Annotated in this window: 31 protein-coding genes and 3 pseudogenes; 17 read left to right on the top strand and 17 right to left on the bottom strand. The window is 72.0% G+C overall.

Features of this window, described 5'->3' with window-relative positions:
* A partial coding sequence (locus LP52_RS23445; protein ID WP_040276564.1) for a hypothetical protein occupies positions 1-728 on the bottom strand: 728 nt, incomplete at its 3' end.
* A gap of 532 nt (positions 729-1,260) precedes the next feature.
* On the opposite strand from LP52_RS23445, the gene LP52_RS23440 reads away from it, so the two are divergent.
* A complete protein-coding gene (locus LP52_RS23440) occupies positions 1,261-2,955 on the top strand; it encodes a CocE/NonD family hydrolase (RefSeq protein ID WP_052810198.1) in 1,695 nt (564 codons plus the stop codon).
* A gap of 46 nt (positions 2,956-3,001) precedes the next feature.
* Here LP52_RS23440 and LP52_RS23435 read toward each other — a convergent pair whose 3' ends face one another.
* A complete protein-coding gene (locus tag LP52_RS23435; protein WP_193790035.1) occupies positions 3,002-4,006 on the bottom strand; it encodes a Gfo/Idh/MocA family protein in 1,005 nt (334 codons plus the stop codon).
* Between the two features lie 50 nt (positions 4,007-4,056).
* Between LP52_RS23435 and LP52_RS23430 the strand changes: the two genes are divergently transcribed.
* Positions 4,057-4,398 carry an MmcQ/YjbR family DNA-binding protein gene (locus LP52_RS23430; RefSeq protein ID WP_040276563.1) on the top strand — a complete coding sequence of 114 codons (342 nt, stop codon included), beginning with the start codon at positions 4,057-4,059 and terminating at the stop codon, positions 4,396-4,398.
* 266 nt (positions 4,399-4,664) lie between these two features.
* Entirely contained in the window at positions 4,665-5,150 is a 486-nt protein-coding gene (locus tag LP52_RS23425; protein ID WP_202966162.1) for an SAM-dependent methyltransferase, read from the top strand.
* Here the strand turns inward: LP52_RS23425 and LP52_RS23420 are convergent.
* From LP52_RS23420 to LP52_RS25945, 3 genes and pseudogenes are all read right to left on the bottom strand, one after another.
* The gene (locus LP52_RS23420) at positions 5,053-5,535 is read right to left on the bottom strand and encodes a hypothetical protein (protein ID WP_040276562.1); all 483 of its coding nucleotides are present in this window, start codon (positions 5,533-5,535) and stop codon (positions 5,053-5,055) included. The genes LP52_RS23425 and LP52_RS23420 overlap by 98 nt on opposite strands.
* Before the next feature lie 184 nt (positions 5,536-5,719).
* Positions 5,720-6,094, bottom strand: a pseudogene (locus LP52_RS25950) (HAD family hydrolase); the annotation flags it as partial.
* A 28-nt stretch (positions 6,095-6,122) separates the two neighbouring features.
* Positions 6,123-6,359, bottom strand: a complete 237-nt coding sequence (locus LP52_RS25945; protein WP_052810196.1) for a hypothetical protein — start codon at positions 6,357-6,359, stop codon at positions 6,123-6,125.
* Between the two features lie 193 nt (positions 6,360-6,552).
* On the opposite strand from LP52_RS25945, the gene LP52_RS23410 reads away from it, so the two are divergent.
* Positions 6,553-7,194, top strand: coding sequence for a LysE family translocator (locus LP52_RS23410; RefSeq protein WP_052810195.1), 642 nt, complete (start codon positions 6,553-6,555; stop codon positions 7,192-7,194).
* 15 nt (positions 7,195-7,209) lie between these two features.
* Here the strand turns inward: LP52_RS23410 and LP52_RS23405 are convergent, their stop codons facing one another.
* Both LP52_RS23405 and LP52_RS23400 read right to left on the bottom strand, forming a co-directional pair.
* Positions 7,210-7,920, bottom strand: coding sequence for a PIG-L deacetylase family protein (locus LP52_RS23405; RefSeq protein WP_052810201.1), 711 nt, complete (start codon positions 7,918-7,920; stop codon positions 7,210-7,212).
* 58 nt (positions 7,921-7,978) lie between these two features.
* Positions 7,979-8,956 carry an aldo/keto reductase gene (locus LP52_RS23400; protein WP_040276560.1) on the bottom strand — a complete coding sequence of 326 codons (978 nt, stop codon included), beginning with the start codon at positions 8,954-8,956 and terminating at the stop codon, positions 7,979-7,981.
* Positions 8,957-9,444: 488 nt separating this feature from the next.
* On the opposite strand from LP52_RS23400, the gene LP52_RS28585 reads away from it, so the two are divergent.
* The 4 genes from LP52_RS28585 to LP52_RS23385 all read left to right on the top strand — a co-directional run bounded on the left by LP52_RS28585 (position 9,445) and on the right by LP52_RS23385 (position 10,892).
* The gene (locus LP52_RS28585; RefSeq protein ID WP_238581068.1) at positions 9,445-9,840 is read left to right on the top strand and encodes a hypothetical protein; all 396 of its coding nucleotides are present in this window, start codon (positions 9,445-9,447) and stop codon (positions 9,838-9,840) included.
* The gene (locus LP52_RS28095) at positions 9,729-10,166 is read left to right on the top strand and encodes an SDR family NAD(P)-dependent oxidoreductase (protein ID WP_238581069.1); all 438 of its coding nucleotides are present in this window, start codon (positions 9,729-9,731) and stop codon (positions 10,164-10,166) included. Before LP52_RS28585 ends, LP52_RS28095 begins: the two co-directional genes overlap by 112 nt.
* Positions 10,167-10,245: 79 nt before the next feature.
* Complete coding sequence (locus LP52_RS23390) at positions 10,246-10,491, top strand: hypothetical protein (protein WP_157036456.1); 246 nt, start codon at positions 10,246-10,248, stop codon at positions 10,489-10,491.
* Positions 10,488-10,892: a hypothetical protein gene (locus LP52_RS23385; protein WP_040276558.1), complete on the top strand. Its 405-nt coding sequence runs from the start codon at positions 10,488-10,490 to the stop codon at positions 10,890-10,892. Before LP52_RS23390 ends, LP52_RS23385 begins: the two co-directional genes overlap by 4 nt.
* Positions 10,893-10,916: 24 nt before the next feature.
* Here LP52_RS23385 and LP52_RS25940 read toward each other — a convergent pair whose 3' ends face one another.
* Positions 10,917-11,585 (bottom strand): GNAT family N-acetyltransferase, encoded by a 669-nt coding sequence (locus tag LP52_RS25940; RefSeq protein ID WP_052810194.1) that lies wholly within the window; start codon positions 11,583-11,585, stop codon positions 10,917-10,919.
* Positions 11,586-11,806: 221 nt separating this feature from the next.
* On the opposite strand from LP52_RS25940, the gene LP52_RS23375 reads away from it, so the two are divergent.
* Positions 11,807-12,382 carry a TetR/AcrR family transcriptional regulator gene (locus LP52_RS23375; RefSeq protein ID WP_040276557.1) on the top strand — a complete coding sequence of 192 codons (576 nt, stop codon included), beginning with the start codon at positions 11,807-11,809 and terminating at the stop codon, positions 12,380-12,382.
* 93 nt (positions 12,383-12,475) lie between these two features.
* Here the strand turns inward: LP52_RS23375 and LP52_RS23370 are convergent, their stop codons facing one another.
* From LP52_RS23370 to LP52_RS23360, 3 genes are all read right to left on the bottom strand, one after another.
* Positions 12,476-13,099: a class I SAM-dependent methyltransferase gene (locus LP52_RS23370; protein ID WP_040276555.1), complete on the bottom strand. Its 624-nt coding sequence runs from the start codon at positions 13,097-13,099 to the stop codon at positions 12,476-12,478.
* 243 nt (positions 13,100-13,342) lie between these two features.
* Complete coding sequence (locus tag LP52_RS23365; RefSeq protein WP_040276554.1) at positions 13,343-14,104, bottom strand: ABC transporter permease; 762 nt, start codon at positions 14,102-14,104, stop codon at positions 13,343-13,345.
* Positions 14,105-14,136: 32 nt separating this feature from the next.
* Positions 14,137-15,093 carry a daunorubicin resistance protein DrrA family ABC transporter ATP-binding protein gene (locus LP52_RS23360; RefSeq protein WP_040276553.1) on the bottom strand — a complete coding sequence of 319 codons (957 nt, stop codon included), beginning with the start codon at positions 15,091-15,093 and terminating at the stop codon, positions 14,137-14,139.
* Between the two features lie 771 nt (positions 15,094-15,864).
* On the opposite strand from LP52_RS23360, the gene LP52_RS23355 reads away from it, so the two are divergent.
* Positions 15,865-16,224 (top strand): hypothetical protein, encoded by a 360-nt coding sequence (locus LP52_RS23355; RefSeq protein ID WP_040276552.1) that lies wholly within the window; start codon positions 15,865-15,867, stop codon positions 16,222-16,224.
* 403 nt (positions 16,225-16,627) lie between these two features.
* On the opposite strand, the gene LP52_RS23350 is transcribed toward LP52_RS23355, so the two are convergent.
* Positions 16,628-17,035 carry a RidA family protein gene (locus LP52_RS23350; protein WP_040276551.1) on the bottom strand — a complete coding sequence of 136 codons (408 nt, stop codon included), beginning with the start codon at positions 17,033-17,035 and terminating at the stop codon, positions 16,628-16,630.
* Between the two features lie 114 nt (positions 17,036-17,149).
* On the opposite strand from LP52_RS23350, the gene LP52_RS23345 reads away from it, so the two are divergent.
* From LP52_RS23345 to LP52_RS28580, 3 genes and pseudogenes are all read left to right on the top strand, one after another.
* Positions 17,150-17,530 carry a winged helix-turn-helix transcriptional regulator gene (locus LP52_RS23345; protein WP_040276550.1) on the top strand — a complete coding sequence of 127 codons (381 nt, stop codon included), beginning with the start codon at positions 17,150-17,152 and terminating at the stop codon, positions 17,528-17,530.
* 70 nt (positions 17,531-17,600) lie between these two features.
* Positions 17,601-17,900: a hypothetical protein gene (locus LP52_RS23340; protein WP_157036455.1), complete on the top strand. Its 300-nt coding sequence runs from the start codon at positions 17,601-17,603 to the stop codon at positions 17,898-17,900.
* Positions 17,901-17,977: 77 nt separating this feature from the next.
* Positions 17,978-18,517: pseudogene (locus tag LP52_RS28580) on the top strand (DUF4158 domain-containing protein).
* Positions 18,518-18,751: 234 nt separating this feature from the next.
* Here the strand turns inward: LP52_RS28580 and LP52_RS23335 are convergent.
* Positions 18,752-19,876, bottom strand: a pseudogene (locus tag LP52_RS23335) (IS630 family transposase).
* A 213-nt stretch (positions 19,877-20,089) separates the two neighbouring features.
* Positions 20,090-20,884, bottom strand: a complete 795-nt coding sequence (locus LP52_RS23330; protein WP_040276548.1) for a helix-turn-helix transcriptional regulator — start codon at positions 20,882-20,884, stop codon at positions 20,090-20,092.
* Between the two features lie 146 nt (positions 20,885-21,030).
* Here LP52_RS23330 and LP52_RS23325 point away from each other — a divergent pair, with 146 nt between their 5' ends.
* From LP52_RS23325 to LP52_RS27520, 3 genes are read left to right on the top strand one after another with little or no spacing between them, the layout of a single operon-like run.
* Entirely contained in the window at positions 21,031-21,402 is a 372-nt protein-coding gene (locus tag LP52_RS23325; RefSeq protein ID WP_040276547.1) for a hypothetical protein, read from the top strand.
* A complete protein-coding gene (locus tag LP52_RS23320) occupies positions 21,399-21,950 on the top strand; it encodes a nuclear transport factor 2 family protein (RefSeq protein ID WP_040276546.1) in 552 nt (183 codons plus the stop codon). The genes LP52_RS23325 and LP52_RS23320 overlap by 4 nt, the downstream gene beginning before the upstream one ends.
* A gap of 36 nt (positions 21,951-21,986) precedes the next feature.
* Complete coding sequence (locus LP52_RS27520) at positions 21,987-22,202, top strand: hypothetical protein (protein ID WP_040276545.1); 216 nt, start codon at positions 21,987-21,989, stop codon at positions 22,200-22,202.
* Positions 22,203-22,563: 361 nt separating this feature from the next.
* On the opposite strand, the gene LP52_RS23310 is transcribed toward LP52_RS27520, so the two are convergent.
* Entirely contained in the window at positions 22,564-23,013 is a 450-nt protein-coding gene (locus LP52_RS23310) for a hypothetical protein (RefSeq protein ID WP_040276544.1), read from the bottom strand.
* A gap of 157 nt (positions 23,014-23,170) precedes the next feature.
* Here LP52_RS23310 and LP52_RS26860 point away from each other — a divergent pair, with 157 nt between their 5' ends.
* Positions 23,171-24,112 (top strand): tyrosine-type recombinase/integrase, encoded by a 942-nt coding sequence (locus LP52_RS26860; protein WP_040276543.1) that lies wholly within the window; start codon positions 23,171-23,173, stop codon positions 24,110-24,112.
* 14 nt (positions 24,113-24,126) lie between these two features.
* Here LP52_RS26860 and LP52_RS23300 read toward each other — a convergent pair whose 3' ends face one another.
* A complete protein-coding gene (locus LP52_RS23300; protein ID WP_040276542.1) occupies positions 24,127-24,363 on the bottom strand; it encodes a hypothetical protein in 237 nt (78 codons plus the stop codon).
* 24 nt (positions 24,364-24,387) lie between these two features.
* Positions 24,388-24,812: Tn3 family transposase (locus LP52_RS23295; RefSeq protein WP_157036454.1), on the bottom strand; the 425-nt coding region annotated here is incomplete at its 5' end.

The raw sequence follows: 24,812 nt of genomic DNA, 5'->3' as shown, positions 1-24,812 counted from the left end.
GACTTGGCCTCACCCTTGGCCTCGCCTCTGGCCTCTCCCTGGGCTTCGCCGATGCTCACGTACTTGCGGGCGAAGTCGCTCTGATACCTCTCGGTCGTTCGCATGAGTTCGTCCCAATTCCGTCGAGCCGCACCGGACAGCGCTGTGGCCACGAAGTCATAGTAGAGCCTGAACAGGTCCGCGGGCACGGATTCCAGAGCTTCGGCGCAGGCCACGAGGGTCTCCTTCACCTCGCCCCCGTGGGCCAGCGCCGACAGGATCGCGAGTTCGGGCACGGCGACCGCTTCGTCGACGGAGGTGACCACCGGTATACGCTGCTCGCCCAGCACCAGCGGCACCAGGTGCCAGCCGGGGTGACCCATGTCGATGGGCTCGCCGGCCCACTTCGCCGTGGTCTCGTCGGGGCACATGACCAGCAGCAGCGCGGGGCACTGCAGGCGGGCGCGCAGCGTGGCGAGGTAGACCGGCCAGGAATAGCGTTTGCGCTCGTCCTTGGTCCGCTGGACCTCGGCCACCACCGCCAATCTGTCGATTCCCGCGTTGGTGAGCACGACGACGCCGTCGGGGCGGTACTCCTTGGGCTGGTTGTCCGTGCAGTCGCCCGAGGCCAGGCGGGTCTCGTCGTAGTCGGGGACGCAGACGCCGAAGGAGCGCTCCAGCAGCAGTGCCGCGAGCTCGGGGCGGTTGCGCAGGAACTCCAGCGGCATCTCGTGCTCGGTGGAGGGCATGGCAGGAAGCTACCGGGAATCCGTGCAGGTCCGCGCCGGAAACCGGGAATCCGCCGAAGGATCGGCGATCGGCGTTCTCACCGAGGGTGTCCGAATACCTGCCCATCGTGGCGCCGGCTGTCGCCCCGCTGTGCGGCCGCGCTCGCGAAGCGTCCGCGAGCCTGTCATCGACCTGGGATGACACCGCTCACCTGCGGGCGAGTGTGCCGCGCGTCCGTTGCGCCGGCAATCGCCGGGGCGGTTCTGTGCCGGGGCCGCCGCGGCGGCACTATCCCGACCGAAACCGCATCGGACCTCCCTGGCCTGCAGATCCGCCAGGACCGTCACGGATCGGGGGTTCCGTGGCTGACACCGCAGCATGTCCCGCCCGCCGCCCACCTGCCGCCACACCCGCAGCGGCGCCGCACAAAAGAACTTATATCTGAATGTTCAGAAATGTTCGAAGACTGACTAGGCTCGGTGGGTAGCCGCCGGGTGCGGGGGCGCCGCCTCCCGCGCCCGGCACCGTCGCCCGCCGCCCCGAGGAGGCACCGTGCCCGTGTTCGACCGCGACGACGGCTGGCAGGCCGGACTGCCCCCGGTGCGCTGCAAACGCATCCGCGTCGAACGCGCGCTGGCCGTTCCCCTGCCCGACGGCGGACGGCTGCTGGCCGACCGCCACCACCCCGCCGACGACGAGTGCGCTCCCCTGGTGCTGATGCGCACCCCCTACGGCCGCCGCGGCAGCGGCTGGCTGGCCCGGATCATCGCTCGGCGGGGCTATCAGGTGCTGGTCGTCAGCGTCGCGGGCACCGCCGGATCCAGCGGGCGCTTCCGCGGATGGCTGCTCGACGCCGCCGAGCCGGGCGCCATCATGGACTGGCTGCGCACCAGGCCCTGGTTTCCCGGGGTGATGGCCACCTGGGGCGCGAGCTTTCTGGGCTACACCCAGTGGCAGATGGGCATCGAGCCCATCGCCGAGTGGCGCGCCGCCCTCATCCAGGACGCCCCGCCGGAGGTCTATGACACGTTCCTCTACCGCGGCGGCGCCTTCGCGCTGGGCGACTGGCTGCGGTGGGCCCAGCAGGTGCGCGCCTCCTGCGGCACCCGGGGAGACCCCTCACTGCTGCGGGGCGCGGCGGCCATGCTGCCGGCGCTGCTGCACAGGCGCCGGGCCTATGACCACCTGCCGGTGGCCGAAGCCGACCGCGTTCTGGCCGGGCGTCCCATCGGCTTCTTCCGGGAGTGGGCCCGCCACCGGCGCCCCGGCGGGTTGTGGCAGGCCATGGACCACACCGCCAACGCCGAGCACCTTCCGCCGACCGTGCACCTGGCCGGAGCCTGGCAGGACCCGTTCCTGCCCGGCGTGGTGTCGGGCTACGCGGCACTGCGCTCCGGCGAGCACGGGGCGCAGCGGCGGGTGCGGCTGTTGGTGGGGCCCTGGACCCACGGCTGGGGGCTGTTCACCCGCGAGTACCTGAGCGAGGCCTTCGCGGTGCTGGGCCACGCGCTGCGCGGGGAGGGCGAGGCGCCCCGCGGCGTGGGGTTGTGGGTGGGCGGCGCCCAGCGGTGGCGCGAGCACGACGCCTGGCCCCCGCCCCACCGGAGCGAGCCGCTGCACCTGCACCCCGGGGGCGCTTTGGACCGGCGCCGTCCGGGCGCGGGCGGCGCGCCCACACGGCTGCGCTACGACCCGGCCGATCCCGCACCGTCGGTGGGCGGGCCGGTACTCTTCGGCGGCGGCGCCAAGGACAGCCGCGCGCTGCTGGAGCGCCCCGACGCGGCCGCCTTCGCCGGCCCCGAACTGGCTGAGGGGGTGGAGGTGGCCGGTCCGGTCCGGGCCGAGGTGTGGGTGCGTTCGGCGCTGGCCCATGCCGACGTGTTCGTGCGGGTCTGCGACGTGGAGCCGCAGGGCGCGTGGCGGCACGTGTGCGACGGCATCGTGCGCCTGGAGCCCGGTGGACCCGCCGCCGAGGACCTCCCCTCCGGCGATGGGCACCTGTACCGGGCGCGGGTGCGGCTGTGGCCCACGGCCCACCGTTTCGCCGCCGGTCACCGCATCGGCGTGCTCGTGACCGGCGGCGCCCATCCCCGCTACGAGCGCAACCTGGGCACCGGCGACCAGTCGGGCACCGCGATGCGCGCCAACGACGTGGAGATCCTGCACGACGAGCGCCACCCCTCGGCGGTGATTCTGCCGCACAGCGCCGTCGCGGGTACCGGCGCCGAGGGCGGCGCCGGCGTGTGAGGCGCGCCGGGTGGGCCCGGCGCCCGCGCCTGTGCCGTCGGGGCCCTCATCGCTGGTCGGCGGGGTAGTCCACGCCGATCCGCTCACGCACCGTATCGAGGGTGCGGGCGATGCGCAGGCTCTCCTGCCAGTCCATCAGCGGGCTCTGGCGCCGGTCGGCGTGCAGGCACCGGTGGACCTCCTCGACTTCGTATTCGAAGCCGTTGGCGCGGTGGGGGAAGTCCATGGGTTCGGGTTCGGCGCCGTCGCGGTGCAGGACCAGTGCGGTGGGGCAGAACCAGTCGGTGAGGGCGATGCTGCCGCGGGTGCCGATGATGTCGGCTCGGCGCGGGATGGGCGTCTCGATCGAGCAGCCCAGCAGTCCCAGGGTGCCGCCGGGGCCGGTGACCGTCATCGCCACTTGGGAGTCGACGCCTGTGGGGGCCTTGTGGGCTTGGGCGGTCAGCGAGGTGAACTCGCCCAGGACCATCGAGGCGAAGGCGACGGGGTAGACGCCCACGTCCAGCAGCGCTCCCCCGGCGAGTTCGGGTGCGAACAGGCGGCCCGCGGGGTCGTAGGCCATGCGGGCGCCGATGCTGGCCTGGACCATGCGGACCTCGCCGATGGCGCCATCGGCGACCAGCCCGCGCGCGGCGGCCGTGGCGGGGGCGAAGCGGGTCCACATCGCCTCCATCAGGAAGCGGTCGGTGCGCCGGGCGGTGTCGATCATGGCCGAGGCCTCGGCGGCGTTGACGGCCAGGGGTTTCTCGCAGAGCACGTGCCGGCCGGCTTTTAGGCACAGCACGGCGGCTTCGTGGTGGACGCTGTGAGGGGTCGCGACGTAGACGACGTCGACTCCGGTGTCGGCGGCCAGGTCGGCATAGGTGGCGTGGGCGCGGGGGATGTCCCAGGTGTCGGCGAAGCGTCGGGCGGTGGCGGCGGTGCGCGAGCCCACGGCCGCGACTTCGGCCCCGGGTACGGCGCGCAGCCCGGTCATGAATCGGTGGGCGATGGTGCCGGTGCCCAGGATGCCCCACCGCACGGGGGGCTGGGCGGAGTTGTCGTTGGTCACCGCAGCAGCCTAGTCCGGGCGTGGTTGCGGGGAGAGGACGGGGATCGGCGATGGCGGCCTGGTCGGATGTGGTGGCGATTGCGGGGCGGTTGCCCGAGACCGAGGAGTCGACCTGGTATCGGACTCCGGCGCTGAAGGTGCGGGGCCGGTCGTTCGCGCGGTTGCGCACCGAGGCCGAGGGGGCTGCGGTACTGATGTGCGGGCTCGATGAGAAGCAGGCGCTGCTGGCGTCGGGCGGGGAGGCGTTTTTCACCACGGCGCACTACGACGGCTACGGCGCGATTCTGGTGGATCTGGAGCGGGTGGCGCTGGAGGAGCTGGAGGAGTTGGTGACCGAGGCGTGGCGGATCAAGGCGCCGGCGCGCCTGCGCCGGGCGTTCGACGCGCGCTAGCGCCGCGTGAGGGGGCGTGTGCCGTGCCGGGGCCGCGGTGCCGTGGGGCGGCGCGGGGCGCGGGACCGTCTGTAGGGTCGGTCCGTGGAAAGCGATGAGGACGTTCTTCTGGCCGAGCAGTTGGCCTACTACCGGGCGGGTGGGGCGGGTGCGGGCGAGTACGACCGGCAGTACGCACAGAGCCGGGAGCTGCAGGAGCTGCTGGCGCGGGCCGATGACCTGCCGATCTCCGGAGACGTGCTGGAGTTGGCCTGCGGAACGGGCCAGTGGACCGCGGTGCTGGCCGCGCGGGCGCGGTCGACGCGGCGGCCGAGGTTCTGGCCGTCGCTCGTGAACGCACCGCATCGGCCGACGTCTCGGCCGGTGTCGAGTTCGTCCAGGCCGACGTGTTGGCGTGGCGGCCCCGGCGGCGCTACGACACCGTGTTCTTCGCCTTCTGGCTCTCCCACGTCCCGCCGGCGCGGTTGCCCGACTTCTGGAGCACCGTCGCCGCCGCGCTCGCGCCGGGCGGCAGGGCGGTCTTCGTCGACGACGGCCCCGCCACGGCCGCCGCGGAGGAGGTCCTCGCCGAGGGGGCCGTGCCCGCGGCGCTGCGGCGGCTCGGCGACGGCAGCCGGTACCGCGTCGTGAAGGTCTTCCACGATGCCCAGGCGCTCACCGAGGATCTCGCGGCGCTGGGGTGGTCGGTGCGTGTCCGGCCGGTGGCCGGGAAGGTCGTCGGCATCGCGGAGCCGCCGGCGGCCCCCGCCTGAGCGGCTTCAGCGGCGGCGGCGCCGGGGCGGGGATGTGGCGCAGGCTGTAGGCGCACACGGCCGCCCAGCCGGTCGCGGCGGCGCCGACTTTCAGCCGCTGGTGCAGGCGCGGCAGCCGGGTCCCGAACACGAGCGCGTCGCCGGTGTCGCAGGCGACGCGCGCGGCGACCGCGGCCCGCATCGCCGCCGGGGTGGGCGCGGTGAGCATCAGGGCGCCGGTGGCCATGTCGCGCACACCGATCGCATACATCAGCAGCTTCGTGTCGTGGGGGACGGTGCCGTCGGGGTCGGTGTAGCCGCTGGGGCCGGCCATCAGGCGCGGCCGGGCCATGATGGCCGCGCTGAAGGCGATCGTCACCGCTCCCAGCATGCGGGGGACGAACACGGCTGACACCTCCTCGTGGCGGGCGGGGCGCGTGCGGCGGCGCCTTGAAGGCTTGTTCCCCGCAGGCGGCGCGGCCACACCGCCGCCTCCGGGCGGGGCGGGAAACCGTTGTGCTCGCCGCCGCCGGCCCGTTCGCGGTCGGAGGGCGTGCGCCCGCACTGGCCGTGCCGCGTAACCGCGGCCCTCAGTCGGGGGCGGCCACCAGCGCCTCCACCAGGTGCAGCCGGTGATCGTGGACCGATCGCAGCGGCGGCAGGAGCAGGCTCGGCATTCCCGCCTCCACTGCCTCCACTGCAGCGCCGTCGCAGGCGGAGCGATCGCCCACCATCAGCGTGTCCTCGGCGGCCGTGCCCAGGCGGTGCAGCGCGATGGAGAATATGCGGGGGTCGGGTTTGTGCAGGCCGTGCTCGGAGGAGAGCACGAAGGCGTCGACGTGTTCGGCCACACCGGCGCGGGCGAAGGCGGGGCGGATGTCGACGTGGATGTCGCTGAGTACGGCTATGCGCGCGCCGCGTTCGCGCAGGCGGGCCAGGCAGGGCTGGGCGTCGCCGGCGAAGGGGTTGAGGGCGGGCTCGGATTCGGCGGCGTTAGAGGACCTGGGCCAGGGTGTCGTCGAATCCCTCCTCGGCCAGTACCGCGTCGAAGGTACGGCGGTGCAGGTCGGCGTCGAGGTCGGAGTCCTGCAGCCGGTCCACGACCGCGCGCACCGCCTGGGGTGTGGCGTCTCGGCCCGCGCGTTCCAGCGCCGCGGCCGCCCATTGCCGGTCGGTCAGGGTCAGCGCGAGTGTCCCGCGCCGATCGAAGATCACTGCCTGCGGTGTCATGTCGACTCTTTCGGTGGTTGCCGCCGCCGTCCCTGCGCCGGGCCGGCATTCCGGCCGCGGCACGGGAAAACCGGGTGTGGCGGGCGATGGCGGGGCGATAAGCTCGGCTGGTTCTTCGCCCGCCTGCTGCCTGGGCGCCCGGCCTGCCGGGCGTGCGGCAGGAGGGTCCGGTGCCTGAGCGGAGGTGGCTGCGATGCTGATCGATCCGCAGGTGGCCGCGGCGTTCTGCCTGGCGGCCCTGCTGATGTCGCTGGCGCCTGGGCCCGACCTGCTGTTCGTCACCGCCACCGGCCTGTCGTCGGGGCCGCGCGCCGGGCTGCTGGCGGCGGTGGGGGTATCGGCGGGGCTGGCCGTGCACACCGCCGCCGCCGCTTTGGGGTTGGGCGCGATGCTGGAGGCCTTTCCCGCCGCTTTCACCGCGGTGCGGATCGTGGGCGCCTGCTATCTGGTGGTGCTGGCCGTGGTGGCGTTTCGCGACGCCGCCCGCGCCGGCGTCCCCGAGCACGGGCCGGTGCGGGCGGCGCAGACCCCGCCGCTGCGGGTGTTCGCGCGTGCGCTGGTGACCAACCTCGCCAACCCCAAGGTGATCGTGTTCTACCTGGCGTTCTTCCCCCAGTTCATCGACCCCTCCCGCGGGTCCGTCGCCGCACAGTTCGTCGTCTTGGGGGCGCTGTTCATCGTGGTGGGGCTGAGTGTGGACGCCGCCTCGGGCCTGCTCGCCGGGCGCCTGGGCGACGCGCTGCGCGGCCGCGGCCTGGTCGAGCGGGTGCTGCACGTCCTGTCCGGCACCGTGTTCGCCGCCTTGGCGGTGCGCCTGGCCGCCGACACCCGCTGAGGCGCCGGTCGGGCCTCAGCGGGGGAACAGCTCGAAGGCCACGGCCGGGCGGTCGCCGAAGCGGGCTGCGGCGGTGCCGGTCGCCCAGCTCATGAAGTCGCGGACGTAGGTCTCGGGATCGGCGTCGGTGAGGGCCTCGATGTAGGCGCGGTGCTCCAGCAGGGAGTGCACCGCCCGTTCCATGCCCGCTTCGGCGTCCACGGCGTGGGTGGGTTCGGGCGAGGCGGCCACCGCGACCCAGCGGGTTCCGCCCCAGGGCTGCAGGCCCTGCTCTTCCAGGTCGGTGAAGATCCACCGGTTGCCGGCGTCGGCGGCGGCGTCCAGTGCGGCCCGGCCCACGGCCTTGTGGTCGGGGGTGTTCCAGGCGGTGCCGCCGAAGGTGTCGCGGTGGTTGAGGGTGACGATCAGCTCGGGGCGGTGCCGGCGAACGGCGGCGGCGATGTCGCGGCGCAAGGCGGGACCGTATTCGATGACACCGTCGGGGTGGTCGAGGAACTCCACCGAGGACACGCCTACGGTGGCGGCGCTGGCCCGCTGCTCGCGCTCGCGCACCGGGGCGGCCCGGGCGGGTTCCATGGTGGCGATGCCGGCTTCTCCGCGGGAGACCAGCAGGTAGGAGACCCCGCGGCCGCCGTCGATCCACGAGGCGATGGCCGCTGCCGCTCCGTATTCCAGGTCGTCGGGGTGGGCGACGACGGCCAGGGCGCGCTGCCAGTCGGTGGGCATGGCTTCGAGCTGATCGGGCACGGAGATCCTTTCGTAGAGCGGTCGGGGGCGGGGGCGTTCAGGCGCCGGCGCGTCCGTCGATGAGCCCGGCTGCGTGCAGGTCGGCCCACAGTTCCTCGGGCACCGGGGTGTCGAAGGCGGCGGCGTCGGCGCGCACCTCTGCGGCCGAGCGCATCCCCACCACCACGCCGGCCACGGCCGGATGGCGCAGCGGGAAGGCCATGGCGGCCTGCGGGAGGCTGACGCCGTGGGCGGCGCAGACCTCGCCGATGCGGCGGGCCCGCTCGCGCACCCCCGCCTGGGCGGGGGCGTAGTCGTAGGTGGCCTCGGCCGCGGGGCTGTCGCGGGCCAGCAGCCCGGAGTTGAACACCGCGGCCGCCAGTACCGAGACGCCCCTCCGGCTGCAGGCGGGCAGCAGATCCTCCAGGGCGGTGTGGTCCAGCAGGGTGTGGCGGCCCGCGACCATGACCGCGTCCACGTCGGTCTCGCACACCAGCCGCCTCAGCAGCGCCGTGTCGTGCATTCCGGCGCCGATCGCGCCGACGAGTCCTTCGTCGCGCAGTTCGGCCAGTGCGGGATAGCCCTGGCCGAGCGCCTGCTCGAAGTGGTTCTCGGCGTCGTGCAGGTAGAGCACGTCGACGCGGTCCAGGCCCATGCGTCGGAGCGAGTCTTCCAGGCTTTGGCGGATACCGGCGCGGGAGAAGTCCCAGACGCGCCGGTGGGTGGCCGGGACCTGGAAGTGGGCGTCGGTGCGGCCCTGGTCGGGCTGGGGCACCAGCAGGCGCCCGACCTTGGTGGAGACGGTGAAGCCGCTGCGGGGGTGCCGGGCCGGCAGGGAGCCCATACGGCGCTCGGAGTGGCCGATGCCGTAGTGCGGCGCGGTGTCGAAGTAGCGGATGCCGGCCTGCCAGGCGGCTTGGAGCGCGTCGTCGGCGGCGGCGTCGTCGAGCGGGGCGAAGAGCCCGCCCAGGGGGCCGCCGCCGAAGCCCAGTTCGGTGACTTCCACGTCGCTGGACCCCAGCCGGTTGGTGCGCATGGGCGGTTCCCTCCTGCGGAGTCCCGAGCGGCGCCGGTCTCCCATGGTGGCGGGTGGCCAAGGGCCGGGCCAACCGGTTTTCGCCGCGGCGGGTCGCCTCGCGCCCGGTATCGGTGCGGGGGCGGGCGGGGCGGTGCGGGCGGCCCCATGGGGTCGGCCGCCCGCACCGCGGGACGGGCCGCCCTGCGGCCCGGTCCTCAGCGCCGGCCGTCACCGGAAGCGGGGCGAGGACGGCCGCGCTGGCGCGGCCGGGGTGCACGGGCGTTGCGACGCCGATGCGGCCGTTGCGGACCTCAACAGAGGTCCGTGGCAGCGAGTAGATCATAGACCACGCTGCGGAGTCTTCGGATGCGCTTCGCCGGGATCGGCTTGGCCCCTCCCCTCCCCCGCTGCTCGTCCCGGCGGACGCTGCACGCCGCACGGTGTGCCGCGCGCCGGGCATGGCGGCAGCGGTTGGCGCCGCCCCGGCTGCGTGGCATGCTGCGTTCATGCCGCACAGCTACGTCGTGACCGGAGCCGGACGCGGTATCGGGCGTGCGGTGGCCCTGCGGCTGGCCCAGGAGGGGCTGTGGGCCGCGGTGGCCGGGGACGCGGCGGAGGAGGCGGTGGCCGAGGAGGCCGCCGACGCCGCTGAGCAGCGCGGCGCGCTGGGCGGCTGGGTCAACAACGCCGCGGTCTTCGGCGACGCCGACCTGCACGACACGCCTCCCGCTCGCATGACCGAGCTGATCACCGCCAACCTCGCGCCGACGGTCACCGGGTGCGCCGGTTCCTGCGGGCCGGTACCGGCGGCGCCGTCGTCAACGTCTCCTCCCACCAGGCCCGGCGCCCCGTGCCCGGCGCCGCGGCCTATGCCACCGCCAAAGCGGCCGTGGAAGGGCTGACGCGTGCGCTGGCCGTGGACTACGGGCCCTACGGGGTGCGCGCCAACGCGCTGGCCCTGGGGTCGGTGGCCACCGAGCGCTACGCCGCACTGCTGGCGGGACAGCAGCCGCAGGAGGCCGAGCGCACCCGCCGCGCCATGGCGCGGCTGCATCCGCTGGGCCGGGTGGGCGAGGCCGAGGAGGTCGCCGACGCGGTGGCCTACCTGCTCAGCGACGGGGCGCGGTTCATCAGCGGAGCGGTGCTGCCCCTGGACGGCGGCCGGTCGGTGCGCGGCCACGACCCCGAGGAGTCCGGCCCCGGCCCGGGGCCCTCCCTCGGCACGTGAAGGGCTTCGCGGTTGCTCAGCGGCGCTGTGCAACGGGGACGCCTCGTCGCCGGGGCGGGGGCGGCCTACAATGGGCCCCATGGCTGACCGTGACCCGCGCAAAGAGCTGCGCGAGCGGCTCGAATCCGGTGAGGTCTCGCCGTCGGACGCCGACCAGGCGCTGGCTGCGCTGGACCGGGAGGGCGACCGCGCCGCGCTGCGTGCGGCGGAGCGGCCCGGCACCCTGTCGGCGGAGGAATCGGCCCGCGTGGTCGACTCCTGGGGTATCGACGAGGCCATCGACGACATGATGCGGCGCCTGGGCCTGGAATCCGCGCCTCGGTGATCGGCGGACGCGTCCTGGACACCACGGCCCTGACCGACTACGCGACCTGCCGGATCTATGCCCGCGCGCTCGTGGGCGCCGCATTGCGCTCGGGTGCGCTGGTGCTGGCCGTGCCCTCGGGGGCGCTGCTGGCGGCGCGCGGGCAGCTGTCCGAATCCGCACGTGCCTCGTTGACCGAGCTGGTCGCGCTGGCGCCCGTGGTGGTCGACGAGCTGACCGCGGAGACGGCCGGGCGCTGCGGGGACCTGCTCGCGCGGTCGCGCGCCCGGCCGCCGGGCGAGGCCGTGGACGCTGCGCATGTGGCGTTTTCGGCCCGTACGCGCGGCTGGCCGATCGTGACCTCCGACCCCGAGCGGCTGTTGGCGCTGGATGCGGCCTTGGGTATCGAGCGCCTTCCGTGAAGGCAAGCGCGGGCACGGTCGCCGCTAGCCCTGCGAGGGCGACCGATCCGGCGCGGCGGCCGGGGGGCGCCACATCGGTTGCAGCCGCGGCCCCTCGGGCAGCTCCACGGGTTCGCCGAGGTCGGCGAACCCGAATCGCTCGTAGAGCCGCCGGTTCTGCGGCGAGCTGGCCTCCAGGAAGGCCGGCGCGCGTTCGGCCTCCAGCCGCTTGAGGTGCGTGCGCAGCATCGCGCCGCCGATGCCTTGCCCGCGCCGGCGGGGGTCGACCACGATGTTCAGCAGGTACCAGTACGCCGGTGCCTGCGGGCGCCGCCGCCCGGTGAGCTCGATCAGCAGTTTCATCCGGCCGGCGTACTCGCCGTAGGCGTGCTCGATGAAGCGGGCGCCCTCCGGATCCTGCAGGGCAGAGCCGCCGGTCGCTTGCGCGGGATCGGTCCACTCCCACAGCGAGACCCCGGCCACCGCCGCGGACTCGTCCTCGGCGATCACCAGCTCCCCGGAGTGCAGAACGTTTTCGAGGTAGGCGACCGTCGTCTCCTGCCAGGTGCCCGCGGTGATCCGCCGCCGCTCGTTCTCGTCATCGATCACCCAGCGCAGTACGGGGTCGTGCAGGTTGGCGGCGGTATAGGCCTCGGCCACCGCCGGCAGCTCGGCCCGCTCTGGCCGGCGGACCGTGATCCGGTCGTTCGTCACGGCTCTCCTTCGGTGCTGTCGACCCCAGGCGGGTGGGCGCGGACCCGGCGTTCGGATCCATGCGGGGGCTCGTGCTCGTCGCGGTCGCGGCCGGGGCGGTGAGCAGGGTGATCGCCCGGTCGTCGGTGGGCTGGCAGTAGGACGGCCGCGATGGCTAGATCGTACGTACGTCAAAATACACGCGCAATACGTACGTACGTCAAAATGCTAGGATCAGCCTCGTGAGCCAACGCGAGGATCTACTGGCCGGTGCGCGCAAATGCCTGGTCGAAAAGGGTTACCACCGTACGACCGCACGCGACATCGCCGCGGCGTCGGAGTCGCACCTGGCCTCCATCGGCTACCACTTCGGCTCCAAGGACGCGTTGATGAACATCGCCGCGCTGCAGGCGCAGAGCGAGTGGGGCGACGTGATCGTCATGTCGGTGCGGGCCGCTGCCGCGGCTGACCCGGCCCGGCGTCTGCAGATCGCCCTCGAGGAGCTCTTCGCCTCGCTGCCCCCTCAACGCGAGCTCATCCTGGCCAGTGTGCAGGCCTACGCCCAAGCCGAGTTCGCGGGAGAGATCCGCGACGCCCTGCGCGACGCCACCCGCCTCGCTCGGGTTGAACTGGCCGCGATGTTGCTCGGCCGAGAGGCCGATGGCATCGACACGGCCACGGCCGACTCCGTCGGAGCCGTCGTCCACTCGCTGGTGGTGGGCTTTGCGGTGCAGTCCCTGATCGCCCCCGATGCGCTGCCGAGCGCAGAGCAGGCCGCTGCGGCCCTGCGGGAACTCGCGGTCGCACACACAGCGTAGGCAAGGGGACTGCGCCGGTATCGAACCGGCGCAGCCCGTGCCGGCAGAGCCCACGCGCCCACCGATCCGGATTCGCGCCCGGGAGACCCGGGCTCAGCGGCGGCGCAGCTTGACGACGCTGTCGGCGTCGTGGCCGCCGGGACTGGCGTGGGCGCGCGCCCGCTCCCGGCTGATCAGCACCTCCCACTCCTGCGCGGCCGGCTCCAGCGACTCCAGCACCTCGGCGGAGGTGGGAAGTTCCACGTAGGAGCCGATCTCCTCCACCCACATGGGCTCGCCCACGTGGCCCACGATCAGCAGCGTCCCGCCGGGGGCGACGCGGGAAGCGGCGGTGCGCAGGATCGCCTCGCGGGGCAGGTCCTTCCAGGAGTGCAGGAAGAACGCCGCGACCAGGTCGAAGTCGCCTTCGGGAAACGAGGCGCCCAGGTCGTGGCACTGGAAGTCGATACGGTCGCCCACCCCGGCATCGGCCGCGTGGCGGCGGGCCCGCTCCAAGGCCACCGCGGAGATGTCGGCGGCGACCACGCGCCAGCCCTGCCGGGCCAGCCACACGGCGTCGGCGCCCTCACCGCAGCCCAGATCCAGCGCGGTGCCCGGTTCGAGCCCGGCGGCCTCGTCGACCAGGGCGGCGTTGGGCTCGCCGCTCCAGATGCGTCCGCTCTCGTTGTAGCGGGCGTCCCAGTACTCCTGGCCTGTGGTTTCGGTGTCCTCGCTCATCGGTCGCCTCCTGTTCGTGTGGCTGCCGCGGGTCGGCGGCAGCGGTCTGTTACCGGCAATCCTTGCTCTGCGCCCACTGCAGGGCAAACGCCGTTGCCGGTGCGGCAAAAAGGCGCGGCCCCTGCAGGCCGCGCCCGCGTGCAGGCCTGCAGGGGCCGATCCGGCGCCGCGCCCGGGCCCTGCAGGCCTGCACGCGGTGGTCCCTTCACGTCCTGGTCGCGCCCGTAGCGCGGGGCCAGGCCCTCAGACCCGGACGCGGCGCATGGACTGCGTGCCCAGCACGGCGCCGACCAAGCCGAACAGCAGGGGGACGGCGAAGCCCAGGAGGGCTGCGGTGGAGGTGACATCGGCGGCGAACAGCGCGCGCTGGCCTTCGACGGCGTGGGCCAGCGGGTTGACGCGGGAGATGGCGAACAGCCAGCCGGGGGCCAGTTCCATCGGCAGCAGTGCCCCCGAGGTGACCACGATGGGTGTGTAGACGAGCGACACCACGCCCCAGAAGGCGTAGGAGCTCTTCAGCGCCAGTCCTACCGCAAGCGAAACCGTGCCCAGTGCCGCTGCCAGCACGGCCAGCTGGAGGAGAGCCAGCGGGGTGGCGATCGGGGGCAGACGCAATCCGAACGGCACCGTGGCCAGGGCCACGACCGCCGCCTGGATCACCACGACCACCACCACGCGCAGGACGCGCCCGGCCAGCAGCGCGAACCGGTTGACGGGGGTGACCAGCATCCGCTCCAGGGCCCCCGAGCCGCGTTCCTCCTGGAATCCCGCGCCGATGAACGCGCTGGTGGTGAAGACCATGAGCACGAGCATGCCCGGCACGAACCACTGCATCGTGTTGCCCGCGGGGATGCCGGGGATGCCGCCCAGGGCGGCCACCAGCGGCCCGAACAGCATCAGCAGCAGCAGAGGGTCGGCCATGGATTCCATGTAGGGCCAGGGCGTGCGCAGCTTGGATCGGGTGTCGCGGACGAAGACCGCGCCGGTGTCGGTGAGCAGGCTCATCTTCGGGACCTTTCGATGGTTGGGGCGGCGTTTCAGCCGTGGTCTTCGCGCAGACTGCGGCCGGTCAGGGAGAGGAAGACGTCGTCCAGCGTGGGGCGCTGGACCTGGGTGCCGCGCAGCCGGATGCCGGCCGCGTCCAGGGCGCGCACGATCTCGGGCGTGACCGTGTCGCCGTGGGAGACGCGGAAGCTGACCGCGTCCCGGCCCGGCGCCACCTCGTGGGCGGTCGGGATGCCGGCGGCGATGGTCGCCGCCGCGGAGCGGTCGCCGGGATCGGCCAGTTCGACGGTGACCAGGTCGCCGGAGACCTTCGATTTGAGCTGGTCGGGCGTGCCCTCGGCGATGATCCGTCCGTGGTCGATGATGATCACCCGCTGGGCGGCGGCGTCGACCTCCTCCAGGTAGTGGGTGGTCATCACGATGGTGGTCCCGTGCTCGGCGCGCATGCCGGTGACGTGCTCCCACAGGTTGGACCTGCTGTGCGGGTCGAGGCCGGCCGAGGGCTCGTCCAGGAAGAGCAGCGGCGGGCGGTGGATCAGCCCCATCGCGACGTCGAGCCGGCGGCGCTGGCCGCCGGAGAGTTTGGCGACGTCGCGGTCGGCCTGGCCGGACAGCTGCAGCCGCTGCAGCAGTTCGTCTGCTCGGCGGCGCGCCGTGTGCCGGTCCAGGCCGTAGAAGCGCCCTTGGGCCTGCAGTTCCTCGCGGGTCCGCAGCCCGTCGAACGAGCCGTTGCCCTGGCCGATGGAGCCGATCCGGCGCCGCACGGCCAGGGGGTCGGTGCGGATGTCGTATCCGGCCACCGTCGCCGATCCCGCGGTGGGGGCCAGCAGTGTGGTGAGCATGCGAAGCGTGGTGCTTTTCCCCGCGCCGTTGGGGCCCAGGAGCCCCACGACCTCGCCCGGGGCGACATCGATGTCGACGCCGCGGACCGCGTGCACCGTCTGGCGCCCGCTGTGGAAGCGGCGGGCCAGCCCTGTCGTGTGGATCATGCCGAGCCTCCTATTTCATTCCGTTTCGTAACGGAACATATCTGATGAATTCGGGCCGCGCCACCCGGTTCGAGGACGCGGCCGCATCGCCACGGCGGCCGTCGACGAGGAGGGCGCGGCGGCGGGCAGGCGTCACCCAGCCGGCGGTCTACCGGCACCGGCCCACCCGCCGGCACGTGGGTCGCCCACGCGCGCCGCCTCGCCTGCGTGCAGGCACCCGACACCGACCGCACGCTGTGCGACATCAGCGGATGCACCACCCTGTTCGTCCAGGCGTTCACGGCGATGCCGCCCGACGTGCCGACCCCGCTGGTGTCCCCGACCGCACCGGCCGCCCCGAACCGCACGCGGAGTCCATGTCCGCCCTGTTCGGCCCGCCCGGAGCCGCCGTGGACCGGACGCTGACCCGCGCCGTGGAACGCGGCGATCCGCGCCCCGGGCCGGGACCGGTCCACGGTTCTGGACCTGCCGGGGTCACTCGTCCGCTACCGCGCCCTGTTCGGGTACGCCTGACTCCGCGGCGACGGGATCGAAGCCACGGTGGATACGCTGCTGCAGGGCGTCGCAACGGACGATCCGCCGTGGTCGGAGACGTCCGCGCCGAGGACTGACGGCCCCGGGCGGCCGGTGCGTGATCGGGTGCGCGCCATGCCCAGGAGAAAGCGGTCGCGGGCGCCGATTCCCGCCGCACGAAGGCCCCGCACGGCCAACGAGCGTCCGACCCGGCGCGTCCCACTACCCGAGCCGATCGGACGGAGAGAGCGGGCGGAGATGACGAGGTTCCACGAAGGCGAGACCGTGCTGGAGTCGTGGGTGGCCGCTCTGCCGATCGGTTCGCGGGATCTGTCGCTGCTGGGCGGGGACCTGCTCCTCACGGACCGTCGGCTGGTCTTCTGTCCGCTCATGCCGGCCCTGTTCGGCTTCGCCGGAGCCGCCCTCGCCCACGGCGAGGTCCGCCGGGCCCAAGCGGTCGGCCCTCTGCGGTTGCGCCTGGTCAAAGGAGCCGGCGGACACCGCGACTACCTGGTCGCCGCCTCACGCTGGAGCAGGGTGTGGGACACCGGTAACACCGCTGCCCGCGACCACGCCGCGGTACGGATCAACGAGGCGCTTTCCCGCGCGGCCGGCTGAGCACGCCTCGGGTTCGGGAAGCCGGCCATCGGCCGGAATCGGCCAGGCCGCCCGGAGCGTCGGCGGCCGCTTCGGCGCGCGGGTGCCGCGCGGGCGTCAGGACGTGCGCGGGGCCATCGGGCCGGATTCGGGGGCCGGTACGGCGAGTCGAGCGCGGTCGCGGGAACCGAGCCGGGTCGTAGCCCGGTTCACGCGGGGTGCCGCGGTCGGCGGAATGATCGTCATGCGGTCGGCGACCTCGTCGTCGGCCCGGCCGTGGGCGCCCGGGAGCCCGGTCCGGCGTCGCGGTCGGCCGGCTCCGCCCGGGGCGGGGCCGAAACCCGACCGGGCTTCGCCCCCGCCCGACGGCGCCGCCGCTGCACCGGAGCCGGGACTCTGCCGGCGTCACAGCAAGGGCACCCGTTCAGTCGATGACCGCGGTGGCTTCCACCTCGACCAGGTAGTCGTGTGCGGCCAGCGCCGCCACGCCCAGCAGCGTGGCCGGCGGAACCGGGGTGGTGCCCAGCTTCGCGGCCGCCCGCGCGACGCCGTCGAGGAACGGGGCCATCTTGTCGGGAGTCCAGTCGACGACGTAGACGGTCAGCTTGGCCACGTCCGCGAAGGACGCGCCGACTTCGGCCAGGGCGGTGCCGACGTTGCGGTAGCACTGCTCCACCTGGGCGGCGAAGTCGCCTGGCGCGACCGTGGTGCCGGCGGCGTCGACGGCGACCTGGCCGGCGACGGACACCAGCGTGGAGCCGGAGGCCACCGACACCTGCCGGTAGGCCTGGGCGTCGGGCAACCCGTCGGGATTGATCAGAGTGACGGCCATGGTGAGCGCCTTCTTTCGGTACTGTTCTGTTCCACTCTCTTGTGGTTACTCGATAACCGTAGGAGAGTGATCTCAGACATGGAAGGACGCACTTTTGTGTAACCGGGGAACCCGATGGTGACCGAGCAGTTCAGCGGCCCGCCCGAAGAAGCGGACCTGACGCGCGCGGACTCGCTGGCCCGCGAGATCTTCTCCGACGTCGCCAACAAGTGGGCGTTGCTGATCATCGAACTCCTCGGTGACCGCACCCTGCGCTTCAGCGAGCTGCGCAACGAGGTCGAGGGCATAAGCCACAAGATGCTCACCCAGAACCTGCGCATGCTGGAGCGCAACGGCCTGGTCGAGCGCGAGGTGCACCCGACCGTGCCGCCGCGGGTCGAGTACACCCTCACCGAGCCGGGCCAAGCCCTGCGAACGACGATCGACGCCCTCTGCCGCTGGACCCGCCACCACCTCGGCCACATCGAAGCCTCCCGCCGCCGCTTCGACTCCTGAGGGGGGCAGACAAGATAAGCCGGAAAGGGGCAACGGGCAGGTCGGGGGTGTGCCGGGGTAGGTAGCAGGAGTGGAGGAACACGACATGGGCGCCGCCGAGCGGACGCTGGTCGGCAAGCTCGCGGCCTGGGCGCGCATCCACCCCGCGGACGGGTGCCGCTACGGCTCGGCGTGGCAGCTCGTGCTGGAGGAGGGCCGATGGTGGCGCCCGGCGCCCTTCCCCCGCGAGCTCGGGCGGCGCCGCGGGCGGCGTGCCCAGGACTGCTACCGCCAGGCCGCCCGCCTCGCCGGGACCGTCGAGGGGTTCGCTGATCCTGGCATCGGCGCGGTCATGGGGGTCGAGGAGGATTACTACAGGATTTGGCGGTAGAGCTGTGACCTGGGCGACGGTTCGGTGACGGGACCGATTTGCCCAGTTCACGGCCCCTACGTTCGTGGCCATGCCACATGAGTACCTCTCCGACGACCAGATCGCCCGCTACGGCCACTTCCCCGACGAACTGTCGGTCACCCGACCTGGAACAGTGCTTCCGCCTGACCCCCGACGCCCTGACCCTCGCCACGAGCAAACGCACACCCGCCACCCAACTGGGGTGGGCGGTGCAGTGGGGCACCGTGCGCATGCTCGGCGTCTTCCAGGCCGACCACCCCACCCGGGTGCCCGAGCGTGCGGTGGACTTCGTCGCCGACTAGCTCGACGTCGACCCCAGGGTCCTTCCCGAGTACCGGGCGCGGGAGAAGACCGCCTACGAGCACGCCTGGCAGATCCGCGACACCTTCGGCTACCGCGAGTTCCCAGCTGGGGAAGAGGACCTGCGCGCCTACCTCTCAGCCCGGGTCTGGGCCAGCGAGGAAGGCCCAGTGCGATATCAAGACCCTCGCGTGCGAAGCCGGCATCGACCGCACCGCCTTCTACGGCAATCGTCCCTACGCCCACCTGCGCAAAGAGTTCGAAACCCGCCTCGCCACCATCCGAGAAAACGGTGACACCCCTGACCCCCGGGATGCCCAGATCAACCGGCTGAAAGCCGAGATCGCCACTTTGAAGGAACGTCTTACCCGGCGAGACCAGGACATCGAGGAGCTGACCGACTTCCGTGACGAAGCACTCTCACGTCTCGCAGCCCAACACGAAGAAATCCTTCAGCTCCGCCACCAGAACGACCACCAGACCCGAGTACGCCGACTCCCGACCCGGAGCCCAGGAACAGGCCCATGCAGCTAGTGTCCTGCGTCGGAAATTCGTTTGCAGTATCGGGTGAGGGACTCAAGGATCTCTTCGGCGGTCTTGGTCCACACGAATGGCTTGGGGTCCTTGTTCCACTGTGTGATCCAGGAACGGATATCGGCTTCCAGGGATTGGACGCTTTTATGGGTGCCGCGGCGGATCTTGTGGTCGGTGAGGTAGCCGAACCAGCGCTCGACCTGGTTGAGCCAGGAGGCCCCGGTGGGGGTGAAGTGGATGTGGAAGCGGGGGCGGGCGGCCAGCCATGCTTTGACGGCGGGAGTCTTATGGGTGCGGTAGTTGTCGCAGACCAGGTGGATGTCCAGCTCGGCCGGGACCGCCTTGTCGATGGTGGCCAGGAACTTCAGCCACTCCTTGGCGCGGTGGCGGCGGTGCAGCTCGCCGATCACGGTGCCGTCGCCGATGTTGAACGCCGCGACTCCCCCGCAAGCGGGAGGTGCCCCCGGCTGGTGGTGCCGTGGCGCACGTAGTCATGGGTGCGCCGCTCGGGCATCCCGGGCATCATCGCCCGTCACCGGCTGGGAGCGGTCCAGCGCCTGGACCTGGCTCTTCTCGTCGGTGCACAGCACGACCGCCTTCTCCGGCGGGTGGTGATACAGCCCGACCACATCGACGACCTTGTCCACGAACTGCGGATCGGTGGACAGCTTGAACGTGTCGGCGCGGTGCGGCTTGAGTCCGAAGTCGCGCCAGATCCGCCCGATCGTGGACCTGCTCAACCCGGTGCGCTGGGCCATCGAGGCCCGCGACCAGTGGGTGGCATCGGCCGGACTCTCTTCCAGGGTGGCCACCACCACGTCCTCGACCTCATCCAGCGTGATCGAGGCGGGCCGTCCCGGCCGGGGCTCGTCCATCAGCCCGTCCAGGCGTTGGGCCAGGAACCGCCGCCGCCATTTGCGCACGGTATCCGGGGTGACCTCCAGTTTCCTGGCCACCGCGACGATCGCCGGGGCGTCCCCGCCCGCGCACGCCAGCACGATCCGCGCCCGCAGCGCCAGTGCCTGCGCGGTCGTGTGTCGGCGCACCCACCTGTCCAGCGTGGCCCATTCCTCACCGGTCAGGGTCAACGGCTCGATGCCGGGACCGCGGCGACCACTCATCCCAACAGAAATACCATCCAAAACTAACGAAGAAATTAAGACGCAGGACACTAGCGGACCGTACGTAGAGGGCTCCGTCGAGGGTGGTGTGCCAGATCGTCGTGTACGGCCGCAGGGTGCTGGGACAGCAGCGCGCGAGGGTGGCGATGCTGCCGGTTGTGGCAACCCCGAGTCAGCACTGCACCCTTTGCCGGGCGGTAGATGTGGCAGAGATCAGGCGTCGTCGCGGGGCGTGTAGAGCATGACCCAGTGATCTCGTTCCGGGTCGTGCAGGAGCTCGATGTCGAAGCTGACCCGGCCGTAGGTGGAGTGGTGCAGCTGTTTGGTTGCCGATCGCCACGCGATGACCTCGCCGCGTTCCCAGTAGTCGCGGAAGGTCGGGCTGGTCGCGGTGAGTTCCGCGAGCATGCCGCGGAGGTAGTCGTCGTTGGGATATCGGCTCAGCGCGGTGCGCAGCTCGGCGGCTGCGACGCGCAGGAACTGGTCGGCACCGTCACCGAGCAAGCCGGTGAGGTCGGTGGTCGTGAAAGCCTGGTAGGCGAGGTTGCGACCGAAGCGGTCGGTCACGTCGAAGGGTGGCAGCAGCTCAGCCGCGCGCTTGTTCCGGGCCAGGAGGTCGAGCCGGCCGTCGTGCACGGTGACCGGCATCGTCTCGTCCAGCCCTCGGAGCATTCGCATCAGCCCCGGGCGGACGACCGACTCGGGGGTGGGTAGCTCGGGCGGGGACTCGCCTCCCAGCCGGAACAGGTGGGCGCGCTCCGGCCCTGTCAGAGCGAAGCCTTGCGCCAGGGCTGTGAGGATCTCACGTGACGGTCGAGGAGCCTTGCCCTGTTCCAGACGCGTGTAGTACTCCACGGAGATCCCAGTGAGATCGGCTACCTCTTGCCGACGAAGCCCCGCCACGCGCCGCCGGGAACTTCTCGGCTGCCCGTGCGAGCCTGGCGGGGTCACCGCTGCCCTGCGCTGCCGCAGGAAGTGCGCCAGGTCGCTCCGATCATTGCTCGTCATGGGCCCATTCTTCCCCAGGTCAGACACTCCTTTCCCCGTGGTGACACTGGCAGTACTAGTTTCAGCGCAGCATTCCTGCCTGTCGCGGGGCCTTGCATCCTCGATGGTGTGCCGCTTTCCGCGGTACCAGAGCCATCGGAGGAAGTATGACCAGTACAGCGTGGACGTTCCCGATCCCGGCCGATCGAGTGGAGGAGTTCAGAAACCTGCTGACCGAGCTGAACGAGAAGCACCTGGACGGCCTGGGCACCCGAGCCCGGGGCGTGGGCTACCACCAAGAGCGCATGTGGCTGCAGCCCAACCGGGACGGCAGCGCGGAGTTCATCGTGTCTCTGGAGTTCGACGAGGGCATCGACCTGGCCACGTTCACCGAACGGCTCCTTGCGTACGAGTCGGACTTCACCCGGTGGTGGACGCCGCGCTTCGCGTCCTTCGGCATGCCACCGGCATTCGGTGAACCGCTCTTGTCCTGGGACGCCACGACCGCCGTCCTGGACGCGAAGGAGGAGCTGTCATGACCGGCCCCCGACCCACCACCCGCTCGGCGCTGGAGACTGCGAAGGAGTTCATCCGGGCCGTCGAGGCGAAGGACATCGGCGCCGTCGAGGACACCCTCAGGGACGACGCCGAGCAGCTCTTCATGCACTCGAACGCGGTGACCACTGACCAGGGTGTCGCGGACATCATCGCCGGTCGTCGCAGGGGTCTCTGCGTCGCGGACGTGAGCGGCCGGGAGGAGGTACTCGGGTACACGCGGGGCATCTTCGACAAGTTCGCCCCGCTGGTCTGGCGCAACCACCGGTGGACCGTCAGCCCCGACGGCCGCGAGGTCTTCTTCCTCGGCACCGGTGACATGGTCGTCGCCCGGACCGGCGCGCCCTACCGAAACACCTACCTGACTCGGTTCGACGTCACCGACGGCAAGATCGTGCGCATGGCCGAGTATGGCAACGTGATGCTGTACGCCCGGCTAGGCGTCCGCCCCAACCGCGCCGAGTTCCGGTCACTTCTCCGGGCCGTCGGACGCATGCTCTCGCCGACGCGGTCCTCTCGATCCGGTCGGTGACCAAGGGGGTACAAGTCATACCGGCATGAACACGGGATGGTTGCCGCCACGCCGCCCCCGCAGGCTGGAGGCGACGGAGAGAAAGGACCGGCAGATGACAAACACCATCACGACGATGCTGCCGAGCCGGTCGACGTGGTCCTGGTGGCCGAGCTGATGGGCCACACCGATCTGAACACCACCCGCCGCTACACCCTGCCCACCGACGCGGACAAGACCCGCGCCTTGGACGCCCTCACCACTGATCGCTGAGCCGGGGAAGCGCTACCGCCAAATCCTGTAGCAATCCTCCTCGACCCCCGTCATGGAGCACGCGTGGTGCGCCGATGCCGCAGGAGCGGTCGTTGATCCGTCCTGGCACGACACCACTGGCGATGCCTACCTGGGCATCCCCCTCACCTTGGACTACCGTGCGCGCCTGCTGGGCTCGCGCCCGCGGCGTCTGTGCTCGGATTCGGTGCTCGACCCCCGCGCCAGTCCTGAGCTTCTGGCCGAGGGCCTACCGCCCGAGGCGATCCGAGGCGATCGCCGCGATGCCGGTCCGCCGCTGCTGAAGGGCTCCGCGACCGGCAAGGGAATCGATGGCGTCTGGGCGGCGCACCCTCGGGCGGGGTCATGCCGCCGGACGCAGCAGTCCTTTGCGGTACAGCCCCGCGGCGATGCTCACGATGTCGCCGCGAGCCATCGTTGGGCTGATGTCCAATCGGCGGGCGTTGGTGCGCACGGCGTGGTCCAGGCCACCGGTGGCCGTGACCGAGGTCATGATGGCCAGGCACTCGTCGTTGAAGCGCACCGCTTCGCCGGTGCGCTCGTCGCCCAGGGCAAGGAATCCGAACCCGTCGTCGGCCCAGCGGATGTAGTCGGGCACCGCCAGGCCGTCGGCCAGCCCCTCGGGGGCGAGGTGGTCGACGGCCACCTCGGGGTTGGCCCGGTGCCAGCCGAGCAGGCCTTGGTGGTGGAACAGGTGGAGGTCTTCGTCGAGTTTCTGGCGCCAGTGGCAGTCGGGGCAGGAGACGGTTTCGGCCAGGGTGTCGACGGCGGGGTGGTGTGGGTCTTCGGTCATGAGCGAAGGCTACGTCTGGCGGCTACTCTGTGACAGAGAATTTCCTATTCTGTGTCACAGCCACGTGCGGGCGGCCGCGCGAGCTGGAGAACCGCACGCGGCCGCCGGGCGCGACTCGCCTACGTTCTGTGTCACACCACTGGGAAGGGTCCGGCCCGTGTTCGTACATCCGCTGCCGCGCCGCGACGCGCCGCCGCTCGGCCAGGCCGCGGCCGCGTTCCTGGAGCGCTTCCGCGAGGCGCCCACCACGCGACGCACCTACGCCGAAACCCTCGACGTCCTGGCGGCCGCGGCCGACGGGCCGGACCTCCCGGTCGACGCGGCGTTCACACCGGAGGCGGCGGCCGCCGCCATGGCCCGGTGGGAGGCCGCGGCGCCGAGCACCTGGAACAAGCACCTGGCCGCGCTGCGCTCCTTCGCCGCCTACGGGCTGCGCCAAGAGTGGCTCGCCGCCGACCCCACGCGGTTCCTGGAGCGCCGACGCGCCCCGCGCCGCGGCGACCGCTCCGTCCCGGCCGCGCGCCTGGAGGCGCTGCTCGCCGACACCCGTCACGAGCTGCGCGAGCGGGTGCTGTGGCGGATGCTCTACGAGACGGCCGCCCGCGCCGAGGAGGTGCTCACCCTCGACGTCGCCGACCTCGATCCCGCGATGCGCCGCGCCCGGATCCACGCCAAAGGCGGGGCGGTGGAATACGTGCACTGGGCCACCCCCACCGCCCGGCTGCTGCCCCGGCTGCTCGCCGGACGCACGAGTGGGCCGGTGTTCCTGGCTGACCGGCGCTCCCCGGCTGCCGGCTCCCGTGCTCGCGCGCTGGCCGATGTCGATCCGGCCACCGGGCGCGGCCGGTTGTCGTATCCGCGCGCGGAGTACCTGTTCAAGCAGGCCTCCAAGCGCCACGACCCGCACGGCGATGGGTGGACGCTGCACCGGCTGCGCCACTCCGCGCTGACCCACCTCGCCGAAGCCGGGCGCTCGGCCGCCGAGCTGCAGGCCAAAAGCCGCCACCAGCATCTGGCCACGCTGGGCAAGTACGTCCGCCTCGGCGAGGAAACCGCCGCGGCCATCACCGCCGAGCACGACCCCCACCGGCGTCGCTGACGCTGAGCGACTGGTTAGCCCATGGCTTCCCACTCGGCGATACGCTCCTCAAGCGGCAGCACGTCCTCAGCGCCCTGCAGGACCTCGGTGCGCCCGCACGCCTGGCGGGCGCACTGCCCCCGGAAAGCGGCGAGCTGGCCACCGTTGTAGTGGCCGATGACCACCTGCGCGGCGATGGACGTACGCAGGTCGGCCTGGCAGCTCACGCACTGCAGAGTGAAGACCATCTCGTCGGTGAAGCGCTGAGCCATCCCAGGCTCCTTTCCACGGCCGGTTCAGGCGGCCAGGTCGATGTCGAAGTCGACCTCGGCCAACACCGGGTCGAAGGCGTCGGGCTCCACGTGCAGCTCGTCGGTGGCATAGGCGCCGAACCGAGCGATGTGGGCGTGCAGGTAGGGCGAGATGCGGGCCAGATCCTCAGGCGTGACTGTCCATCCTTGGGCGACCAGGTCGCGCACGATGTCGGCGATGTCCAGCGCGTTGTGGAAGATGACCAGGTTGGCCAGCAGGGTGTTGAGCTTGATGAGCTTCTCCTGCTCCTCAGGGTCGTTGGCGGCCAGCACCCCGTTGTTGCCGAACCGCAGCCAGGCGGTGAATCCGTTGTAGGACTCGACCTTGTTGGTGGCACCGGTGATGCGGGCGCGTAGCTGGGGATCGGACAGGAACCGCAGCAGCGCCACGGTGCGCACCGACCGGCCGA

Origin of the sequence: Streptomonospora alba (assembly GCF_000826685.1) — a bacterium.
Lineage (GTDB): Bacteria > Actinomycetota > Actinomycetes > Streptosporangiales > Streptosporangiaceae > Streptomonospora > Streptomonospora alba.
Note: the sequence above shows the minus strand (reverse complement) of the source record. Positions and strands in the feature narration are given on the sequence as shown.

Bases quoted from the DNA above. Each gene is read 5' to 3' on its own strand.
- LP52_RS23430 (WP_040276563.1), top strand. From the start codon at position 4,057: ATGGCGGCCTGGTCGGATGTGGTGGCGATTGCGGGGCGGTTGCCCGAG.
- LP52_RS25945 (WP_052810196.1), bottom strand. From the start codon at position 6,359: ATGACACCGCAGGCAGTGATCTTCGATCGGCGCGGGACACTCGCGCTG.
- LP52_RS23410 (WP_052810195.1), top strand. From the start codon at position 6,553: ATGCTGATCGATCCGCAGGTGGCCGCGGCGTTCTGCCTGGCGGCCCTG.
- LP52_RS23405 (WP_052810201.1), bottom strand. From the start codon at position 7,920: ATGCCCACCGACTGGCAGCGCGCCCTGGCCGTCGTCGCCCACCCCGAC.
- LP52_RS23400 (WP_040276560.1), bottom strand. From the start codon at position 8,956: ATGCGCACCAACCGGCTGGGGTCCAGCGACGTGGAAGTCACCGAACTG.
- LP52_RS28585 (WP_238581068.1), top strand. From the start codon at position 9,445: ATGCCGCACAGCTACGTCGTGACCGGAGCCGGACGCGGTATCGGGCGT.
- LP52_RS23390 (WP_157036456.1), top strand. From the start codon at position 10,246: ATGGCTGACCGTGACCCGCGCAAAGAGCTGCGCGAGCGGCTCGAATCC.
- LP52_RS23370 (WP_040276555.1), bottom strand. From the start codon at position 13,099: ATGAGCGAGGACACCGAAACCACAGGCCAGGAGTACTGGGACGCCCGC.
- LP52_RS23365 (WP_040276554.1), bottom strand. From the start codon at position 14,104: ATGAGCCTGCTCACCGACACCGGCGCGGTCTTCGTCCGCGACACCCGA.
- LP52_RS23360 (WP_040276553.1), bottom strand. From the start codon at position 15,093: ATGATCCACACGACAGGGCTGGCCCGCCGCTTCCACAGCGGGCGCCAG.
- LP52_RS23355 (WP_040276552.1), top strand. From the start codon at position 15,865: ATGACGAGGTTCCACGAAGGCGAGACCGTGCTGGAGTCGTGGGTGGCC.
- LP52_RS23350 (WP_040276551.1), bottom strand. From the start codon at position 17,035: ATGGCCGTCACTCTGATCAATCCCGACGGGTTGCCCGACGCCCAGGCC.
- LP52_RS23345 (WP_040276550.1), top strand. From the start codon at position 17,150: ATGGTGACCGAGCAGTTCAGCGGCCCGCCCGAAGAAGCGGACCTGACG.
- LP52_RS23330 (WP_040276548.1), bottom strand. From the start codon at position 20,884: ATGACGAGCAATGATCGGAGCGACCTGGCGCACTTCCTGCGGCAGCGC.
- LP52_RS23325 (WP_040276547.1), top strand. From the start codon at position 21,031: ATGACCAGTACAGCGTGGACGTTCCCGATCCCGGCCGATCGAGTGGAG.
- LP52_RS23320 (WP_040276546.1), top strand. From the start codon at position 21,399: ATGACCGGCCCCCGACCCACCACCCGCTCGGCGCTGGAGACTGCGAAG.
- LP52_RS27520 (WP_040276545.1), top strand. From the start codon at position 21,987: ATGGTTGCCGCCACGCCGCCCCCGCAGGCTGGAGGCGACGGAGAGAAA.
- LP52_RS23310 (WP_040276544.1), bottom strand. From the start codon at position 23,013: ATGACCGAAGACCCACACCACCCCGCCGTCGACACCCTGGCCGAAACC.
- LP52_RS23300 (WP_040276542.1), bottom strand. From the start codon at position 24,363: ATGGCTCAGCGCTTCACCGACGAGATGGTCTTCACTCTGCAGTGCGTG.